At 53.2% G+C, this 19965-nt stretch carries 11 protein-coding genes; 8 read left to right on the forward strand and 3 right to left on the reverse strand.

What is annotated here, in order from left to right:
* Nucleotides 1-28: 28 nt before the first annotated feature.
* The 5 genes from AC6I7T_RS06775 (at nucleotide 29) to AC6I7T_RS06795 (ending at nucleotide 10775) form a co-directional block, all read left to right on the forward strand.
* The gene (locus tag AC6I7T_RS06775; RefSeq protein ID WP_497792573.1) at nucleotides 29-463 is read left to right on the forward strand and encodes a DoxX family membrane protein; all 435 of its coding nucleotides are present in this window, start codon (nucleotides 29-31) and stop codon (nucleotides 461-463) included.
* Nucleotides 464-474: 11 nt separating this feature from the next.
* A complete protein-coding gene (locus tag AC6I7T_RS06780; protein WP_497792574.1) occupies nucleotides 475-1422 on the forward strand; it encodes a polysaccharide deacetylase family protein in 948 nt (315 codons plus the stop codon).
* A gap of 159 nt (nucleotides 1423-1581) precedes the next feature.
* Entirely contained in the window at nucleotides 1582-2640 is a 1059-nt protein-coding gene (locus AC6I7T_RS06785; protein WP_497792575.1) for an SDR family oxidoreductase, read from the forward strand.
* Between the two features lie 79 nt (nucleotides 2641-2719).
* The gene (locus tag AC6I7T_RS06790; RefSeq protein WP_497792576.1) at nucleotides 2720-3244 is read left to right on the forward strand and encodes a GNAT family N-acetyltransferase; all 525 of its coding nucleotides are present in this window, start codon (nucleotides 2720-2722) and stop codon (nucleotides 3242-3244) included.
* Nucleotides 3245-3965: 721 nt separating this feature from the next.
* Complete coding sequence (locus AC6I7T_RS06795) at nucleotides 3966-10775, forward strand: fibronectin type III domain-containing protein (protein WP_497792577.1); 6810 nt, start codon at nucleotides 3966-3968, stop codon at nucleotides 10773-10775.
* Between the two features lie 716 nt (nucleotides 10776-11491).
* On the opposite strand, the gene AC6I7T_RS06800 is transcribed toward AC6I7T_RS06795, so the two are convergent.
* Nucleotides 11492-12166: an MOSC domain-containing protein gene (locus tag AC6I7T_RS06800; protein WP_497792578.1), complete on the reverse strand. Its 675-nt coding sequence runs from the start codon at nucleotides 12164-12166 to the stop codon at nucleotides 11492-11494.
* A gap of 239 nt (nucleotides 12167-12405) precedes the next feature.
* Between AC6I7T_RS06800 and AC6I7T_RS06805 the strand changes: the two genes are divergently transcribed.
* Nucleotides 12406-14103, forward strand: coding sequence for a 30S ribosomal protein S1 (locus AC6I7T_RS06805; RefSeq protein ID WP_497792579.1), 1698 nt, complete (start codon nucleotides 12406-12408; stop codon nucleotides 14101-14103).
* A gap of 67 nt (nucleotides 14104-14170) precedes the next feature.
* Here the strand turns inward: AC6I7T_RS06805 and AC6I7T_RS06810 are convergent, their stop codons facing one another.
* Nucleotides 14171-16435 carry a GH92 family glycosyl hydrolase gene (locus AC6I7T_RS06810; protein ID WP_497792580.1) on the reverse strand — a complete coding sequence of 755 codons (2265 nt, stop codon included), beginning with the start codon at nucleotides 16433-16435 and terminating at the stop codon, nucleotides 14171-14173.
* A gap of 377 nt (nucleotides 16436-16812) precedes the next feature.
* Between AC6I7T_RS06810 and corA the strand changes: the two genes are divergently transcribed.
* Complete coding sequence (gene corA / locus AC6I7T_RS06815) at nucleotides 16813-17676, forward strand: magnesium/cobalt transporter CorA (RefSeq protein WP_497792581.1); 864 nt, start codon at nucleotides 16813-16815, stop codon at nucleotides 17674-17676.
* A 213-nt stretch (nucleotides 17677-17889) separates the two neighbouring features.
* Complete coding sequence (locus tag AC6I7T_RS06820) at nucleotides 17890-18561, forward strand: O-methyltransferase (RefSeq protein WP_497792582.1); 672 nt, start codon at nucleotides 17890-17892, stop codon at nucleotides 18559-18561.
* A 928-nt stretch (nucleotides 18562-19489) separates the two neighbouring features.
* Here AC6I7T_RS06820 and AC6I7T_RS06825 read toward each other — a convergent pair.
* The gene (locus AC6I7T_RS06825; protein ID WP_497792583.1) at nucleotides 19490-19786 is read right to left on the reverse strand and encodes a hypothetical protein; all 297 of its coding nucleotides are present in this window, start codon (nucleotides 19784-19786) and stop codon (nucleotides 19490-19492) included.
* Nucleotides 19787-19965: the final 179 nt, after the last annotated feature.

Consider the following 19965-nt stretch of genomic DNA (forward strand, 5'->3'; position numbering starts at 1 on the left):
ATAATCTATAAATTCCGTGGAGGGCTTTATGAAAGACGCTCAAGCGCGGCGGGTCGACGATTCGGCGCTCGCCTATCTTCTATTGAGAGCAATTCTGGGACTTAACATCTTCGTTCACGGTTTCAGCCGCATCCTCGCGGGACCAGCTATCTTTGCCCAGGCACTGGTACCGATGTTCCACCAGACTCCGCTTCCTCCGGGATCGGTATATCTATTTGGCCTTGCTCTTCCCTGGCTTGAAGCAGCAATTGGCCTCTTTGTTTTTCTGGGTCTCGCTACACGTCAGGCACTAATCATTGGCTCTCTGCTGATTCTCACCCTTACCTTCGGCGCCACATTGCGGCAGGACTGGGAAAGTGCAGGATTGCAGTTAATTTATGCCGCAATGTATTCGGCACTGCTTGCTCTTCGCACCAAAAACATAGTCTCGCTGGACAAATTGTTTCACCCGAACTCTCTGTGAAAGGCACTTCGATGAATCGTCGCGATTTCATGAAAACAGGAACTGCATCGGCATTTGCAGCCGGTATCTCATTCCCCTCTCAGGCACAAACTTACCCTCTAACGGCTCAACCCAAGGGAGGCCCTTTCTGGCCGGATGGGATCAAGCTGGTAATTTCGCTATCGATGCAAATGGAGGCAGGGGCGCAACCAGCGAGCGGAGCAGAAAGCCCCATGCCACCCATCGATTCACGATATCCCGATATCGCCGCCGGTACCTGGTACGACTATGGATGGAAGGAAGGATTGCCTCGACTCTTGGATATGCTTGACCGCCGCAAGGTGAAAGTTACTTCACATATGGTGGGAGCTGCTGTCGATTCACATCCATCGCTGGCGAAAGAAATAGTGCAGCGCGGCCATGAGGCCTCCGGCCACGGACAAACATGGACGCCCGAGTATTCTATGACGCTGGCAGAGGAGCGTGAAGCTTACAAACAGAGCATTGCCAGCATCGAAAAAGCTACGGGAACACGTCCTTTGGGCTTCAACGCCTTTTGGCTGCGTGGAACGCCAAACACTCTGGCAATTCTTCAGGAACTGGGGTTCTTGTACACCATCGATAACATCAGCCGCGATGAACCGTTCTTGATTCCGGTAAATAGCAAACCATTTGCTGTCGTGCCCTATACGCTGCATATGAATGACATCGTGAATTATGAGGTGCGCCACTTTAGTACAGATCAATTTGCAACCGACCTGAAAAATGAATTCGATGTGCTCTATGAAGAAGCAGGACAGCGGCGGCGAATGATGTCCGTCAGCATGCACGATCGTATTGCGGGGCGCCCTTCTCGCATGAAGGTGACTGAGGACTTCATTCAGTATGCTCAGTCCCATCCCGGAGTTGCCTTCCTGCGCAAAGACGAAATTGCACGCTTCGCTCTCAGTAGTCCGTCCACGATACGCGAAGGTTTTTAGAAGCAACCTGGAGCACTTCTCGCTCAGGTGTACACCGAAGCCACGGATGATCGTGCAGCTTTCCGCTAAAGAAAGCTGCTCTTCACCACTGTTGGAAGGGTATATCTAAGCGAGAAATGCTCTGAAACTATGGTCACAAGAACCTCAGGAGTTTTGAAAATGTCGAAAATGAATACGGTATTAGTTGCCGGATCGCAGGGAGTGAGTGGAAGCGCAGCCGCTGCACACTGGGCCGCACGGCCAAATACAAAGGTTTATGGTCTATCGCGCAGAGTCGGCATTGCCCAAAGTGGAGTAGAGAACGTCTCAGTAGATCTCCTAGATCCCGAAGATGTCCGCACAAAGCTGAGCGGGATAAAGGATGTCACGCATATTGTCTTTGGCGCCTACATTGAACGTGCCACGGCTGCTGAAAAATCCGAGGTCAATGTCGCAATCCTGCGTAACCTTCTCGACACCGTAGAAGAATCCTCGCCAGGTTTGCAACACATTACCTTCTATCAGGGAGGCAAAGCCTACGGGGCAGATCTTGGCCCCTTCAAAACCCCGGCAAGAGAAGACGACCCGCGGCTCATGCCACCGAACTTCTACTACGACCAGGAAGACTTCCTTCGTGCAAGACAGCAGCAGGCACAATGGCATTGGACAGCCCTGAGACCCGAGGCTATCTGTGGTTTTGCCGTAGGTAATCCAATGAATCTGGCCATGGTCATTGCGGTGTACGCCGTAATCTCTAAGGAACTAGGCCTTCCGCTTCGCTTTCCTGGCACAGAAAAGGCGTACCGGGCTCTCTATCAGGTCACATCGGCGGATATTTTGGCCCAGGCGACTGTCTGGGCAGGCGAAAGCGATTCCGCACACGATCAAATCTTCAACATTACGAATGGAGACTACTTCCGCTGGCAACATATGTGGCCTCGCATCGCCAAGGCCTTTCAGATGGAGGTAGCCGATCCAGTACCGACACCGCTTGTAACCTACATGTCGGATAAAGAAGCGCTCTGGGAAAAGATCGTGCACAAGTATAACCTGCAGGCTATTCCCTATCGGCAAATCTCCTCCTGGGCCTTCGGAGACTTCATTTTCAACAGCGAGTTCGACAACATCACCAGCACGATAAAGGCACGAAGAGCAGGCTTCCACGATTGCATCGATACGGAAGACATGTTCAACACATTCTTCGACGGCTTGCGTCAGCGCAGGGTTATTCCAGCCTGACCAAGATAGCCGGCGGAAAGATGATTCATACTTTGATGCGATCTGTTTTCGCCGGCAAATTCTTCGCTACCATAGGACTATGGAGATTGAGCAAGACTATCAGCTGCGTATCTGCCTCCCTGGCGACGAAGTAAAACTTGGCCTGGTTGGAGCCGCAAGTTTTCTGGAAGCTTTCGCAGGAATACTTGAAGGGGACAACCTGCTCCACCACTGCATTTATGAACACTCCGCAGAGAAGTATGCTCATTGGCTGGAGACGCCCGAATACCATCTATGCCTAGCTGAAGTGAAAAGCGCTCCAGTCGGCTATGCTGTGCTATGTCCTCCGGATCTGCCCGTTGAAACAACCTCTGCCGATATAGAACTCAAACGCATTTACCTGCTGCATCGCTTTCAGAAAACCGGGATTGGTTCCGCACTGATGCTCTGGTCTATAGAAAAGGCCATGGCTCTTGGCAAGAAGAGATTGCTATTAGGTGTATATGCGGGAAATCAAAAAGCACTTGCCTTCTACAAGCGGCATGGCTTCATCCAAGTGGGAGTGCGCAAATTCCAAGTCGGCAACCAGATTTGCGACGACTACATTTTGGGCCGCAATCTCTAGCCTGAACTATTCATGAAGAGTCCTTAGCCGCCTGCAGCAAAGGACTCGGGGCCTCCGGCTTCGCCACGAAACAAAATAGAGCATATTCAGGTGGGGTCAACGGAGGCTTCCATATCGATGTCCAAGCGGTACTTTGGAGCAAAACCAGCGTTACTATGTCCTATCTAAATTCAGCGATGTGCAGGTTTTCTTGACGGAAAACCTGCGTAGGGAGTTGTATTTCGGGATACACCTACGCTGGTTTTGCTCTAGCTCTATACGGTTACCGATATTGAAAAGCTTGTATTTCCCACCTTAACTAGATTCGATCAAGAAGCGGGACATCCGATATCTGTAGTTGTGTGAGTTCCTCTTCTGTGCCGTTATATTCGGATGAGCGCTTGCGGCAGCTTGTAATGATGTGAGCGCGTATAGATCGACGTCGGGTGATTCGCGGAACAATGAGAGTCGTCCTAATCCATGGAACGAGCTATTTCTCGTTCCATGGATACTTCCTCAAAGATTGCGAAATATTCCCGCTGACTGTACTAAGGTACAGGACTTTCCCCGGAGACACCCTCTAACCTGAATTTTATTGTCAATTCCACCGTATGGAGTCTGGATGGCTCATTGCGTCCATGATCTGCCTGGCGCAAGCCTGCGCCGTCTTCCCTGACGATCCAGTTCCATGCAATGCCGGGAGTGTGTGTCGATGAAGGTGTTTGGGAAGAGCGAGTGCAAAATGCTGAGTCATCTGCGTCTTGTCATGGTGTTGACTTGTTTGTTGGCGAGCCTTGGCGTGCGGGCTGTTGCGCAAACCGTCACCTTCGAGGGTGCAACTTCCGGAGTGGTGAGCCTCGGTTGGAACGTAGTTGAAGGGGTGGCTGTAGATTCAAGAGGCAACGTCTATGCGCCGGATTATGGCGACACCACTACCGGGAATTTTTCAACTTGCGCAGTAAAAAAAGTGCCAGCAGGATGCCGGTCAAGCAACTGCGTAACTAAGATGGGCACTGGCTTCGGGTGGATACGTCCCAGTGGTATTGCGGCTAGTTCGGATGGCAATGTGATCTATGTAACAGAGCCCGCACAAAGCAATATAGTTGATATGCCGCCTACTTGCGCAGCTTCGAGTTGTGTAACTGAGATGAATTACAGTACTCAGGACCCAACTGGCATTGCAACGGATACAGACGGCTCTTTTTATTTCATCGATGATGCGGCCAATACACTGAATAAGATCCCGGCAACTTGTCGGAATGATTCTTGCAGGCTTACTCTTCCCGGGTTCAATATTCCCGAAGGCGTGGCCGTCGACAGCAATCATAACGTTTATGTTGCGAATTGGGGCGGCAAGACGGTATTAGAGTTCCCCTCCGGATGTTTTTCAACGAGCTGTATGATTACTCTCGGTGGCGGTTGGACTAGTCCGAATTGGGTAGCGGCTGATGCACTCGGCAATGTTTATGTTACAGATAATGATTACTTATTGAAGAAGATGCCGGCTGGATGTAACTCATCGAGCTGTGTTAAGACAGTTGGGTCTGCTTGGAGCACTAGTTCTTACATTGGCGGCTTGGCCGTAGATGCGAGCGGCAATCTCTATTACATGGATGGATCTTTGGGATCACTAATGGTGATGCAAACTGCGAGCGTGAATTTCTACACTGCTCGCATCGGTACAGAGGCTTCTTTCTCAGACGCCTTTGGGGACCCGACTCCCGATCTTAATCTTGTATTTTCTTTCAATAGTAGTGCTACTGGAGCGGTGCCAACCGTATTGACCGAGGGAGTACTGAATCAGGATTTTTACAACAACGGCTCGGGAACTTGCCTTACCAACGGAAGCGCACATGTCTACAATTCCGGCGATACCTGTTCGCTAACTGTGCACTTTAAGCCTAAGTACGCGGGATTGCGGCGTGGCGAGGTAGTGTTGAAAGACCGGAACGGAGCTGTTCTGGGTTCGGTCTATATTTATGGCGTAGGCTCTGGGCCTCAAATTGCCTTCAATTCCGCAAATTCCAGCCTTGCTACGCTGGGTGGCGGCTGGAGCAATCCTTTGGGTATAGCAGTAGATGGGAGTGGCACTGTCTATGTTGCGGATGCCGGGAACCACGCTGTCTATGCCGTGCCAACTGGTTGCTTGTCCGCTTCTTGCGTGACTGCTATCGGCGGTACGGCATGGTCGATGCCCATGGCCGTGGCGACTGATGGTGCCGGCAATCTCTATGTTGCAGATGCTATGTATGGAGTAAAGAAGACTTCAAGCGGCTGTACATCTGCTACCTGTGTAACTACTGTGGGTGGCGGTTTCCTTTCTCCTGCTGGCGTGGCCGTGGATGGCGCCGGTACTGTTTATGTCGCCGATTCCGGTCATCACGCAGTGAAGGCATCGCCTGCTGGCTGCACGTCGTCCAGTTGCGTAAAAACGATCGGTGATGGCTTCAGTAGCCCAGGCATCGTGGCAGTGGATGGCGCAGGCAATCTCTATGTCGGAGACTTCGACAGTAAGTTGATCCAAACGATGCCAACCACTTGCACGTCGTCCAGTTGTGTGACGACTCTGGGCGGTGGTTGGAGCTTTCCATCCGCTGTGGCTGTGGATGCTGCAGGCAGTGTCTATGTCGCAGACTCAAGCTCCAGCACAGTCAAAATAGTGCCGTCCGGTTGCGTGTTGGCCAGTTGCGTAACAACTTTGGGCAACGGCTTCAACTCCCTATCCGCCGTGGCCGTGGATGCCGTCGGCAACGTTTATGTCGTCGATAACGGCAGCCTGAAGGTACAGGAGATATCGCGCGCCACGCCGCCGAACTTGAGCTTTCCCGCGACTACGACAGGAAACACGAGCACCAGCCAGTCGGCGACAATCTATAACATTGGCAACTCGGCGCTGACCTTTCCGCTCCCCGCTTCGAACTATAACCCAAGCATCGCGGCCAACTTCGCATACGATGCGGCCTCAACCTGCGTGCAGAATGGTTCCTCGGCCACGAGTGCTTTCTCGCTGGCTTCCGGCGCCAGTTGCTCCCTGGCCGTTGACTTTGCGCCGACAACCGCTGGAACGATCAATGGAGCAGTCACCCTGAAGGACAATGACAAAAACGCAGCCTCGCCCAGCTATACCACGCAATCGATTTCGTTGAGCGGTTCGGCGTTTACGATTACACTGGCACCTTCATTGCTACCCGATGCCTCCATTAACAATGCGTACAGCCAGACGATCACCGCATCCGGAGGAACATCGCCCTATACATATTCGGTTGCCAGCGGTACGCTGCCAGCAGGGTTGTCGCTCAACTCGAGCGGCAATCTGATAGGCACGCCCACCGCGTCAGGCAGTAACACCTTCGTCATCCAGGCGACAGACAGCAGTTCCCTGACAGCCAGTCGAAACTACACGATGAACGTCAACACTGTTCCTTCTTCTCCGAGGGGAGTGACGGCTGCTGCCGGGGATGGACAGGCGTCGGTTACATTTACAGTGCCCGGCAGCAATGGCGGAGCAGCGATTACCAGCTACACGGTGACTTCTTCGCCAGACAGCATCACGGCCAGTGGGATGGCATCTCCGATTACGGTGACGGGACTGACGAACGGGACACCGTATACCTTTACGGTGACGGCGACCAACAGTGTCGGTAGCGGCGCAGCGTCATCTCCGTCGAATTCCGTAACGCCGAAGGGCTCGCAGACGATCACCTTCCCCAATCCCGGAGCTCAGAACTACGACACCACTCCGACGCTTACAGCGACGGCAAGCTCGAGACTCGCCGTAAGCTTTAGCTCGAGTACGACGAATGTTTGCACGACGACTACAGGCGGGGCGTTGACGTTCCTTGCCGTTGGCACTTGCACAATCAATGCAGATCAAGCGGGCAACGCAGCTTATAGTGTGGCACCGGCGGTGTCACGGAGCTTCACGGTGTCGGCGGTCACACCTTCTTTCCCGACTGGAGCGGCAGCCGTTGCCGGGGATGGACAGGCGTCGGTTACATTTACTGCACCCAGCAGCAATGGTGGAGCGGTGATTAGCGGATACACGGTGACTTCTTCGCCAAGTAGCTTCACGGCGAGTGGGGCTGCATCTCCGATTACGGTGACGGGACTGACGAACGGGACACCGTATACCTTTACGGTGACGGCGACCAACAGTGCTGGGAGCAGCGCAGCGTCATCTCCGTCGAATTCCGTAACGCCTAAGGGCTCCCAGACGATCAACTTCGCCAATCCTGGAGCGCAGAATTACGGCACCACTCCGACGCTTACAGCGACGGCAAGCTCGGGACTCACCGTAAGCTTTAGCTCGAGTACGACGACGGTTTGCACGACGACTATTGACGGGAGGTTGACGTTCCTTGCGGTTGGCACTTGCACGATCAACGCAGATCAAGCGGGCAACGCAGCTTATAACGCGGCATCGACGGCGTCGCGAAGTTTCACTGTGACGGCGGTTGCGCCTTCATCTCCGACTGGAGCGACAGCCATTGCGGGGGATGGACAGGCAACGGTTACATTCACTACACCCAGCAGCAACGGCGGAGCGGCGATCACTGGCTACACCGTAACCTCTTCACCAGGCGATATTACGGCGAGTGGGACGGCATCTCCGATTACGATGACGGGACTGACGAACGGGACTCCGTATACCTTTACGGTGACGGCGACCAACAGTGTCGGTAGCGGCGCAGCGTCATCTCCGTCGAATTCCGTGACGCCGAAGGGCTCCCAGACGATCACCTTCGCCAATCCTGGAGTGCAGAACTACGGCACCACGCCGACGCTTACAGCAACGTCAACCTCGGGACTCCCCGTAAGCTTTAGCTCGAGTACGACGACTATTTGCACAACGACTACAGGCGGAATGTTGACGTTCCTTGCCATTGGTACTTGTACAATCAACGCGGACCAAGCGGGCAGTTCGACTTATAACGCTGCATCGACAGTGTCGCAGAGCTTCACGGTGACAGCGGTTGCACCTTCTTCTCCGACTGGAGCGGCAGCCGTTGCCGGGGATAGACAGGCGACGGTTACATTTACTGCACCCAGCAGCAATGGCGGGGCTGCGATCAGCGGCTACACGGTGACTTCTTCGCCAAGTGGCTTCACGGCGAGTGGGGCTGCATCTCCGATTACGATGACAGGACTGACGAACGGGACTCCGTATACCTTTACGGTGACGGCGACCAATAGCGTCGGTAGCGGCGTAACATCATCTCCGTCGAATTCCGTGACGCCGAAGGGCTCGCAGACGATCACCTTCCCCAATCCTGGAGCGCAGAACTACGGCACCACGCCGACGCTTACTGCGACGGCAAGCTCGAGACTCCCCGTAAGCTTTAGCTCGAGTACGACGACTATTTGCACAACGACTACAGGCGGAATGTTGACGTTCCTTGCCATTGGTACTTGCACAATCAACGCGGACCAAGCGGGCAGTTCGACTTATAACGCTGCATCGACAGTGTCGCAGAGCTTCACGGTGAAAGCGGTTGCACCTTCTTCTCCGACTGGAGCGATGGCCAGTGCCGGGGATGGGCAGGCGACGGTCACATTCACTCCACCCAGTAGCAATGGCGGAGCAGCGATTATCGGCTACACGGTGACCTCTTCGCCAAGTGGCTTCACGGCGAGTGGCTTCACGGCGAGTGGGGCTACATCTCCAATTACGGTGATGGGACTGACGAACGGGACACCGTATACCTTTACGGTGACAGCAACCAATAGTGCTGGTCCCAGCGCACCGTCATCTCCGTCGAGTGCGGTGACGCCGAAGATCTCGCAGACGATCACCTTCCCGCCCTTTGTCTCTGCGGTGAGCTATGGTGTTACGCCGATCGCATTGTCGGCGACGGCCAGTTCTGGCCAGCCCGTCAGCTATTCCGTGTTAAGCGGCCCAGGCGCGATCAACGGAACTAGCCAGCTTGTGGTGACGGGCGCTGGTGTTATCAAGGTGACTGCGGATCAGCCCGGAGGGACCAGCTACGAGGCGGCAGAGACAACGCAAAGCCTCCTCGTCAACCCCGCGCCGCTAACCGCGACTGCTTCAAGCGCGACGGTGGTCTATGGGACTCCCGTCCCGGAGATCACAGCGAGTTATACAGGCTTTGTGAACGGCGACACGTCCACCGTGGTGACGCCGCCCCTCTGCACGACGACCTACACTGCGACGAGCGCTCCAGGCAGTTATTCGACTTCGTGCTCCGGGGCAATTGCCGCGAACTACACGATCAGCTACGTTCAGGGTTCGGTCAAAGTGAATGCTGCGACGCAGACAATTACCTTCACTGCACCGGCAACGCCTGTGACTTACGGCGCCTCGCCGGTTGCACTGAGCGCGACAGCGAATTCAGGACTAACGGTGAACTTTGCTGCTAGTGGAGCCTGCTCCGCTGCCAACGGAAAGTTGAGCTTTACAGCTGCCGGTCCGTGCGTGGTGACGGCAAGTCAGGCGGGCAACGCAGACTATTCGGTGGCGACGCCTGTGACTCACGCGATCACAGTGTCGGCGGCTCCTCTGACGGTAACGGCCTCGAATGCGGGCATGGTCTACGGTTCGGCGCTGCCGACGTTGAGCGGCACGTTGACGGGCGTCGTCAATGGCGATGCGATCACGGCGACGTATGCCACGACAGCCACCTCAACGTCACCTGTCGGCACGTATCCGGTCACGGCGACGCTCAATGATCCAAGTGATCGACTGTCGAACTATTCGGTCACCAACACTTCGGGCGTACTGACAATCACGGCTGTGGCTGCAACACCGACGCTGACTCTTTCGTCGAGCAGGATCTACTTCGGCTCAAGCGTGACCATGGTGGCGACGGTGACAGGTTTGAATGTACAGCCGAGCGGCACGTTGAGCTTCTACGACGGCTCCACGCTGCTGGCGAGCCAGCCGCTTGTCTCCGGTGTGGCGACGTATGAGACGACCTCGTTGCCGGTCGGAACTCACTCTCTCACGGCCGTTTACTCGGGAGACTTGTATTATCTGAAGACGCCGAGCACAGCGGCATCACTCACGGTCGACACGGCGGCGTTGACAATCAATGCCGGGCTAAACGCGACGACGCCCCTGGCGATTACGCTGGCACAAGGAAGCTCCGGAACGACCAGCTTCACGTTAGGCGAAAACGGCGTGTTGAGCGGCGCGGTCAACCTCAGTTGTTCCGGGCTGCCGGAGGGGATGAACTGCCTGTTCTCGAACTCGAGCGTGGACGCCAGCAAGCTGCCGACTACTGTGACGGTGACAGTGAATTCGACGGACGCTAATGGTATCGGCAAAAAACGGAGCGCAATGCGGCCATGGATGTTGGCGCAGCTTCTGCCTTGCCTGTTGTTGCCGCTGGGCCTGCGCTGGCGTCGTTTGCCACTTTTGCTGCTTGCAGCTTTATTCTTGACGATTGGTTCGACCGGCTGCGGCAGTCCGGTTTCGTCGGCACCCCACGCGTCGGGTGCGGCTCAGGTAGAGACCTACAAATGCATCATTGCGGTTAGCAACGCCAGCGCAGCGACGCAGACGGTCAACCTTATAGTGACGGTAACGCAATAGTTGGTCGTAGGGGAGACTCAACTGCATGAATAGAAAATGATTGCAACAAAACGATGACCACACACGGGACCTTGAAGAGTAGCTCTGTCCGGTTAACTAACTAAAGCATTGCCCGAAATACTGTGAACTTTTCAAGTTAGGTGAAAAGCGGCTTTCTTTGGCAGGAAAGCCGCGCCAAGATCCTTTCTCGCGGACACACCCTTTGTGAAAACGGTATAGTCTAGTTGCCCAAACTTCAGCAAGGAGCATCTTCTTGCCCCCCGGGGAAAAACGGGGACGGCGTCCCAGAAGCTTCGCCAAATACGCAAAATGCGCTGCAGACAGCGGAACCCGGAGTTTACACCATTCGCATGGTAGATGCACGAAGAGTGCACACACAAGCCACGAAAGCTTTCCAGGAATCTGCTTTGATAAAGGAGCCAGAGAGGACCGATCCTGGAACCGATAAGCCCACTAGAGGATTTCCCGAAAAGATGTAGACCGAAGCAATAGAAGTTGGCGAGGCTTTCCGCCAAAGAAAGCCGCTCTTCACCTCACGTGGAAAGTTCACAGTATTTCGGGAAATGCTCTAGGGCTTCCAGGTCGGGCTATTGTCCTGTTCTGAATACTCGTAAAGAGGTTCAATCAAGGCCCGGAGGGGGATATCTGGACCAACTGGCAATTCAAACAGCGGGGAGCAAGCCAGCATTCGACCAGATCACAAGCTGCAGAATCCCCTACCCAGCTTTTGTCTCGGACATGGATTCCTCGGCTTTTTTGCGAATGCGATCTTTCCACCACTGATCGAGGCCAGTCATCTCGGTCAGACGCCAAGCGTACTCTATATCGAAATCCGAATAGAAGCAGTGATTGATAGCCGGAATTGCTCCATCGGGATTCAGCCGTTCCTGCAAAATCCAGGAGTCGCCAACTGCAAGAAGCCCCTCTTCCAGCACTCGAAGATAAAAACCCGTTCGATTCTCTTTTAGTGTCAGCTTTACCCAGTCCTTACGGCCTATCCAGCGCGCCTGATTTCCGCAAGGCGTCCTCGGTCCACTTACCTGAACCAATGCCGTACCCAAGCGCGCGATGTCGCCAACACAGATATTGTCTTCGGTAATACTGGCCAAAGTGACGTTCTCGCCGACCCGTCCCGGGGGCAAAACCATGCCGTACTGTATTTTCCAGAAATGATAGTGATCCGAGAGATGGACACACAACGCCTGCCAGGGATTGCCGTGAAAACGCAGCGTTGCTTTATCGCCCTCAAGTCCGGTCAGCGCTACACGTACCGGACCGGGAACAGGATCCCGGTTAATGGAACTTGTCCATGTACCACGTTGATCGGTAATCTCTTTCGATTGACCGGCGAAAAGGCCGCAAACCGTCGCTGTATTCTTGATTCCATCCATCCAACACCTCCAACCAAGCGCAGTTCCAGTTGCCACTCCATCGTATCGTGATTTCGGTAGAACCAGAGCATTTCCCGCAAGGGGGTAAACCGGAGAGGCAGGATCTTGGCAGCTTCCCCCCAAAGAGAGCTGCACCTCTGAATCTTTGCGAAACAGGCTAGTACCCTCTCCTCCCGAAGCAACCTCTAGCCGCGAGTGATATCCTGATCGGAAGTTTGCTCAAGAAGGCTGTAATTCTCATGTCCGACCCGAATACACCCGAATCCCAATCGACGCCCGAAACCCCTGAAACAACCGAGTCCTTTGGAGACCTGCTCTCCCAATACGAGAAGAGTCACTCTCACAAGGCAGAAGATGGCGGACGCCAGGTTGAAGCCACTGTCATTACAGTTTCACCGGAATTCGTCTTCCTCGACATCGGCTACAAGATCGAAGGAGCTTTGCCTGTCGCCGCGCTACAGGGCAAAACTGTTCAACCGGGCGATAAGCTCAACGTCTCAGTCAAAGGACGCAATGAGGAAGGCTATTATGGCGTCTCCCTCTTCAAGATTGCACAGCCAACCGATTGGAGTTCTTTAGAGAAAGCCTTCAATGAAAAAGCGACCATTACCGGCATGGTCACCGGAGCCGTAAAAGGTGGGCTCAACGTAGACATCGGAGTACGTGCTTTTATGCCTGCCTCCCGCAGTGGCGAACGCGAAGCAGCCGACATGGAAAAGCTTGTTGGTCAGGAGATCCGCTGCCGCATCACCAAGCTGGAAGTTCAAGAAGAAAATGTAGTGGTAGATCGCCGTGTCATCGTCGAAGAAGAAGAACGGGTCACCAAAGAACGCCGCTACACGGAGATCAAGGAAGGCGATACCGTCACCGGAACCGTCCGTAGTCTGGCCGATTACGGTGCCTTCGTCGATATTGGCGGCGTTGATGGACTGCTGCACATTGGCGATATCTCCTGGGGAAGAGTCCACAAGGCCTCCGATATCTTGGCAGTCGGGCAGCAGGTGGAAGCCCGTGTTCTCAAGGTTGATGTGGAGAAAAAACGGATCTCCCTAGGCCTCAAACAGCTCACCGCTCAGCCCTGGGAAGCCGTTCCGGAGAAATACAAGACCGGAGATCGCGTCCGCGGCACAGTAACACGGATTGCCGACTTCGGAGCCTTTGTCGAACTCGAACCCGGCGTTGAAGGACTGATACACGTCTCTGAAATGTCCTGGGTCAAGAAGGTCCGCAAGCCCAGCGACATGGTTAAGATTGGAGACACCGTCGACACCATCATCCTGGGAATCAACCAGGACGATAAGCGCATCTCACTGGGGCTTAAACAGGCAATCAGCGGTGATCCCTGGGCGGAAGCTGCTGCAAAGCTGCATCCCGGCTCTGTTATCGAAGGCCCGGTGACCAGCTTTACAAAATTTGGAGCATTCATCCAAGTTGTAGAAGGCGTCGAAGGCATGGTTCACATCAGCGAGATTGTTCTCGATCGTCGCCTCAACCATCCCCAGGATGCTCTCAAACTCGGGCAAGTAGTCAAAGCCATGGTGTTGGAGATTGATAAGGACAAGCGGCAGCTCAAACTAAGCATCAAGCAGCTGATCCCCACCAGCCTGGAAGACTACATCGCCGAGCACAAAGTAGGCGAAGTGGTTACCGGACGTATCATCAGCCAATCGGGAGATTCGGCAGAGGTCGAGCTGGGCGAAGGCGTTTTCGGCAGCTGCAAGGTAGCCGCATCCGCACCAGCAGCAGCAGAGGAGAGCTCCAGCACAAACAAAGTAGATCTATCGGCCTTCAGTTCGATGCTGAAAGCGAAGTGGAAGGGCGGCACCACCGATAGCACCTCAGCTAAAGCTGAACCACTCCGTGCTGGTCAGATCCGCAGCGTCAAGATCTCCAAGCTGGATGCAGAAGGAAAAAAGATCGAGGTAGAGCTCGTCTAAATCGCTTTAGATAAAATCAACACCAGACAAGAAGCTCCTATCAACCTGCGTTGATAGGAGCTTTGCTTTACTGCATACTTGGCGACAACGGCTTTGGCATCCAGCCGGAGCTCCATTGTGACGGCTCCGGCCCCATTACAAACTCCAGAACCGCCCCTTGCATAATCTCGTCATAGGTAATCACCGGTTTGTCGAGCGCTTTGCCATTCAAGGTTGCTGTTTGAATGTAGATATTTCTTGAGGAATTGTTCTTCGCCGTCACGGTGAAGGTTCTTCCATTTGCCAAACGAAGCGAGATCTTCGAAAAGAGCGGACTGCCTATCATGTATTCCCCGGAAGCCGGATTCACGGGATAGAAACCCAGGGCAGCAAAGAGATACCAGGAAGACATCTGGCCACAATCGTCATCTCCGTCGATTCCTGCAGGGAGATTTGCATATTCGGCATTTGCAAGCTCTCGAACCTTCGCCTGCGTCTTCCATGCCTGCCCGCTGTAGTCGTAGAGAAAAGCATAGTGATGGCTAGGCTCATTGCTATGGACGTTATGGCCACCCCGAAAATGCTCATCCAGTTTGGCATTGTATTTCTCACGTCCTCCCATCAATTCCAATAATCCCGGAATGTCATGCATAACGGCCCAGGTATAGACCCAGGCAGTGCCTTCAGTCCACCCTTCTTCGGGAGAAGCCCAACTACCATTTGAAACTCTGGCCTGCATGAGACCCGTTTCTTTGTTGAAGAGGTTTTTATAGTTCAGAGAGCGTTTCAGGAAGAACTCGTACTCCCTGGTCTTGCCAAGGAGTTTCGCGACCTGCGCTACACACCAGTCGTCATAGGAATCTTCGAGCGTCCTCGATGCAGATTCATTCACCTTGTCGGCAGGGATGTACCCCAATTGCTTGAGGTATGTCAGTCCAGCGCGAGCTTCGTAGGGAGTATGCTCTTCCCTGTCCGCCCAGCGCCGGGTTATATCGCCGTCAGGCGGGGTCATGGCGTCCTTGTAGACGGCGTCCCATGCCAGGTTGTAATCAAAACCTTTGAAGCCCTTCTGCATAGCCTCAGCAACGAGCGAATCGGCATGGGTTCCGATCATGATGTTGGTGTAGGAGGGATTAGGCCACTTCGGCATCCAGCCTCCCTCCTGGTAATCGTGCAGGAGTGCCTGTACCATCCCGCCGATTCTTTCGGGTGCGAACAACGTCAGCATGCTGTTTTCTGCCCGGAAGGTATCCCAGATGGAATAGGCATTGTAAGACTCTCCAGCGTGGACCTTATCGTCGAAAGCACTGTAGTAATGCCCATACTCCGAAAAGATCCGAGGATAGAGCAAGGCGTGATATATCGCCGTGTAGAGAATCTTCCGCTGATCGTCGGTAGCGCCTTCTACCGAGAGTCTTTCAAGTTTTTCATTCCAGGTTGTCCGTAACTTTTTCCGAACCGTTTCGAAATCCCACGACGGAATCTCTGCTTTCAAGTTCGCCCGGGCCTGATCCGTACTGATAAAGGAAGTGCCTACGCGCACTTCAATCACTTCACCGGCACTCTCTTTGAATTCGGCATAGGCGCCACGCTCCCCGGCGACTGTCGGAGCAGCTATTCCATACGTATCCGCGTGCCCGAAGGACTGCCGGAACTGGACAACGAAGTAGCCTTTGAAGTTCGGCAACTGAAAAGGGCCTAAATGACTATCCATACGGTCGGGGTTATAGCCCTCGATTTCGCTCTCAGCGGCGTTGACCTTGGCGAATCCTTTAATTCCTGAGCGGGACGCCTCCACCAGAATGCGAGGTGTCGCACCCTTCGGGAAGGTAAATCGAAAATACCCACACCGTTCCGTTGCAGTCAGTTCGGCACGAATTTTCTTTCCATCCCCTGTATGCATCCAGACAGAGTAGTAGTCGGGTCCTGCCGTCTCTTCTGTGTGAGTGAAGGAAAGCTTGCGTTGCTCCGAAGCAGTCCTGAGTTCGCCAAGCTGAGGAACAAGGGTTACATACCCGTAATCTCCCATCCAGATGGCGGGTTGGTGTGTCCCGATGAAGCCGGTAATGGCCGTGTCCTGATACCGGTAGGAGACCTCGCTGATCTTGTTTTGATGTGTCTGTGGTGTCCAGTCCGTCATCCCGAAGGGCGTGGTGACGAAGGGCATGGTCCCGCCATATCCAATTTTTCCGGGACCTGTTCCGATGAAGGAGTTCACCCAGTCCACAGGATCGGCACAGGCGAAAGGGACAAAGACCACAATCGCAGCGAAGAACGCCAGGATTGTTAGCCAACGGGATCTCAAAACAGCTACAGACAAAAGGAACGCAGAATCATGAGAGCCACTGTACATGAACGTATCCTCAGCACAGATGACCTTAACATGCAGAGGCACCCCTCAGACATTCGCGGCCGATGCCTAGTGAGAACGCCTATGCTACCGGTAGGGGTTTCCCCGAAGTTGGCATGCGAGGCTTTCATGTCTCCAGGCATGCAAACCCCGTGAGAGATCTACATGCCTGGATTCGCCAATGGAGAATTAGTACTGGCTATACAGGAGAAAACGGATTTCTTTATGGCCACCCTTTCGGTGAAATTTCTTCCGGGAATGCTCTTTTCTGTGGTTTTCAACATCCGTGCGGTACACTACTTTCGATTCAGGTAGTTTGCTGACCGGCCTTTATGCTGGCCACTCCAGGGCTGCCTGCCGAACGGACTTTCGCTGCATCTATGATCTGGCACGACATTCTAGACCCGAACTCCCCGGAATTAGACCGGCTTGCGGCCGAGTATCATTTGCATCCACTGCATATCGAGGACTGCCGCAATCGCCATCAACGAGCGAAGGTCGAAGAAAACGGCTACATTTTCGTCGTTCTTAAGATCATTCGCGCCCAAGATGACAGCGACCTTGCCATCGAAGATCTAAACATCTTTCTTGGCTCCCAATGGGTGATAACGGTTCGTGAAGACAATTGCGAATTTTTGAACAATATCCTGCAGCCGATTCACGCAGTAGAGACTAAGCTTCGTGCCGATCAGATTCTGTATCGGGTCTGTGACGGTGTAGTCGACTCATACCTCCCCATACTCGATCAGATCGACGACCGAATCGATGAGATGGAAGACCAGGTACTGGAAGATCCGTCACCCGAATTTCTTGCCACCATCTTCGCAACCAAGCGCAAGCTGATCGAACTGCGCCGGATTTTCGTCAATACCAGGGATGTCACAGCGCACCTGTATCGTACGGAACACCCCCACATTGCAAGGGATCTGATGCCATTCATGAGAGACATCTTTGACCACGTCTCCCGCAACCTTGACCTTATTGAGACTCAACGGGACCTGCTGACAGGAACGATGGATGTCTACCTTTCGAGTGTCGCGAATCGGACCAATCAGGTCATGAAGGTGCTCACGGTTCTTGGAACCATTGCTCTACCTGTCGTTGTCATCTCAGGCTATTTCGGAATGAATACCAAGGGGCTCCCATTTACCGATGCGGCAAATGGCACACTCATCGTATCGGGCATGATGGTGGCTAGCACAATTCTGCTGTTATTCCTGCTGAAACGATTTCGGTGGTTTTAAAGCATTTCCCGCATGGGTATAGACATGCCGAAGACAGCTAATGCGGCTTTCTTTGGCGGAAAGCTGCACTAGCTTCTGAGACTTGATCTACATCTTTGCAGGAAATGCTCCAGGTAATACTTTAGACAACAGCATCTCATCTAGATAGCAGTACAGGGGAGCGTCCATTCTCCCCATCATCTCTTTCGATAGCACAACACAAAGGACGTATCTATGACGCAAGAGTTATGGAATGCGGTTGACAGTTACGTTACAGACCTGCTCATCCCCCCCGACTCGATCTTGGAAGCTGCACTCCGCGACAGCGATGCTGCCGGACTGCCGCAAATCAGCGTGACCCCGGCTCAAGGGAAACTCCTCCAGATCCTCGCACAACTCAAGGGCGCCCGCACGATTCTGGAGATCGGAACACTCGGCGGATATAGCACCATCTGGCTTGCACGAGCACTCCCTAAAGACGGCAAATTGATCACACTGGAAGCAGACGCAAAACATGCTGAAGTAGCAACCGCAAACATTGCACGGGCCGGACTTGCTGGAACCGTAGAACTGCGCGTTGGCCCGGCGCTCGACACTCTTCCCCAAATCCTTACCGAGGGCAAGGGTCCCTTTGACATGATCTTCATTGACGCAGACAAGCCCAATACGCCGGATTACTTTCAATGGGCATTGAAGCTCTCCCGGAAAGGGAGCCTGATCGTCGTCGACAATGTAGTGAGGAAAGGCGAGCTGGCAGATGCAAACAACACCGATCCGAACGTACAGGGTATGCGCCGATTCAATGAGTTGGTAGCGAAGGAATCCAAAGTCAGCGGAACAGTGATTCAGACCGTTTGCAGCAAGGGCCATGACGGCTTTGCTTTCATTCTGGTTACATCCGATTAGGATCGATACACCAGACGAAGACCGACGTCTTATCGATATCAGCCAAGGCTTCCTAGGCGCCAAAGTGCCGTATAAGTCCAAGAGATTAGATCGCTATGGCAACGGGACCTCGTAGGATATCGCAAAACCACCTTGCGGTCTCGGCTCAATTTTAGGGTTTGAACAGGGACTTTTACCTCCAGGAGGAAGATCAATTTCGATTCCCCCGTCTTCGGCGATCAGTCGTTGTCGGCTTTCTGCAACTACATGATCGCTCCAATGCAATGCATTTTCTATAAGACCTGTGAACTTATATTCCGGTTTGGGGTTTTTCTCATCGCGAGCAATTATTTCTTGAATGTACAACCGCATCTAAACTCCAATCCTCATATGCTGACGTTTTGGCCGGTTTACTTCAAGCCGCTACACTGATGCTATTAGTCTAAAGGCGTAATGAAGTAGCATTTGGTGCTAGTAATGGAGATTTTCTACTGGTCCGAGCTTTTCAACCAATTTCTCCATACCGCAACTTGTCCAAAACTTTTCCCCATTCCGCAATTTAATGTAAGTTTCGCCTTTGTGTTCTTTGTCTTCTTGTTCAAGACCAAAATACTCTATTTCAAAAGTCGATACGTAGTTCAGTCCGTCGTCAAACGTCACGAAATTAGGCATGCCCAATTGTGCCACCAAATTTCCTGTTTTTCATAGATTTCCTGTGGCATCCGGATTTTCACCCAAAGCACTAAAGATGCAACGTGGCACTAGGATCCGGGAGGCACTTAAGACTCGCTGTACAAGCGAACAAACTTCACTTATTCCGCATAGAGAAATACTCTAGAGCAAAACCAGCGTTACTATGTCCTATCCAAATTCGGAGATGTGCAGGTTTTCTTGATGGAAAACCTGCCTAGGGAGTTGTGGTTCGGGATACACCTACGCTGGTTTTGCTCTAGTCCAATGTCTGCTCCGTTCTCCACACATACAGATGATCAGCATCACTTGAAACTTCTACAGACAAGCCTCGCCGCCAGGTAGCCCGGCCCAATGCGGATCGAAAATTCTCTTTTGTGTCTGGAAGTGCCACAAGTGGAACCTTGAGAGCCTTTCCAGACTCCAGCAATTCCAACTCATTGACCAGATCCAGAATCACTTGCTTGTGCTTACCGACTGGTAGCCGGAAAGCATCTGTGTGGAAGACAGAGGGGAACCGCTTTAAGCTTGATGTAGGTATCTCTTTCTGAGCCATACTATGCCCTCGTAACAGCCTCAGAGTTAGGCCAAGACATTTTCAATTCTATTGGCGACTATCGTTTAAGTAGTATATTCTGCGGTTGCGTTAGATCAATCAAAACTCGGAAGTTCTAATAACTTCTAATAATCACATACTAAAATCTTTTTCCGGTAGCGGAATAGAATGCTAGTGTT

Source organism: Humiphilus diazotrophicus (genome assembly GCF_059726315.1).

Bases quoted from the DNA above. Each gene is read 5' to 3' on its own strand.
- AC6I7T_RS06775 (WP_497792573.1), top strand. From the start codon at position 29: ATGAAAGACGCTCAAGCGCGGCGGGTCGACGATTCGGCGCTCGCCTAT.
- AC6I7T_RS06780 (WP_497792574.1), top strand. From the start codon at position 475: ATGAATCGTCGCGATTTCATGAAAACAGGAACTGCATCGGCATTTGCA.
- AC6I7T_RS06785 (WP_497792575.1), top strand. From the start codon at position 1,582: ATGTCGAAAATGAATACGGTATTAGTTGCCGGATCGCAGGGAGTGAGT.
- AC6I7T_RS06790 (WP_497792576.1), top strand. From the start codon at position 2,720: ATGGAGATTGAGCAAGACTATCAGCTGCGTATCTGCCTCCCTGGCGAC.
- AC6I7T_RS06795 (WP_497792577.1), top strand. From the start codon at position 3,966: ATGCTGAGTCATCTGCGTCTTGTCATGGTGTTGACTTGTTTGTTGGCG.
- AC6I7T_RS06800 (WP_497792578.1), bottom strand. From the start codon at position 12,166: ATGGATGGAATCAAGAATACAGCGACGGTTTGCGGCCTTTTCGCCGGT.
- AC6I7T_RS06805 (WP_497792579.1), top strand. From the start codon at position 12,406: ATGTCCGACCCGAATACACCCGAATCCCAATCGACGCCCGAAACCCCT.
- AC6I7T_RS06810 (WP_497792580.1), bottom strand. From the start codon at position 16,435: ATGTACAGTGGCTCTCATGATTCTGCGTTCCTTTTGTCTGTAGCTGTT.
- corA (WP_497792581.1), top strand. From the start codon at position 16,813: ATGATCTGGCACGACATTCTAGACCCGAACTCCCCGGAATTAGACCGG.
- AC6I7T_RS06820 (WP_497792582.1), top strand. From the start codon at position 17,890: ATGACGCAAGAGTTATGGAATGCGGTTGACAGTTACGTTACAGACCTG.
- AC6I7T_RS06825 (WP_497792583.1), bottom strand. From the start codon at position 19,786: ATGGCTCAGAAAGAGATACCTACATCAAGCTTAAAGCGGTTCCCCTCT.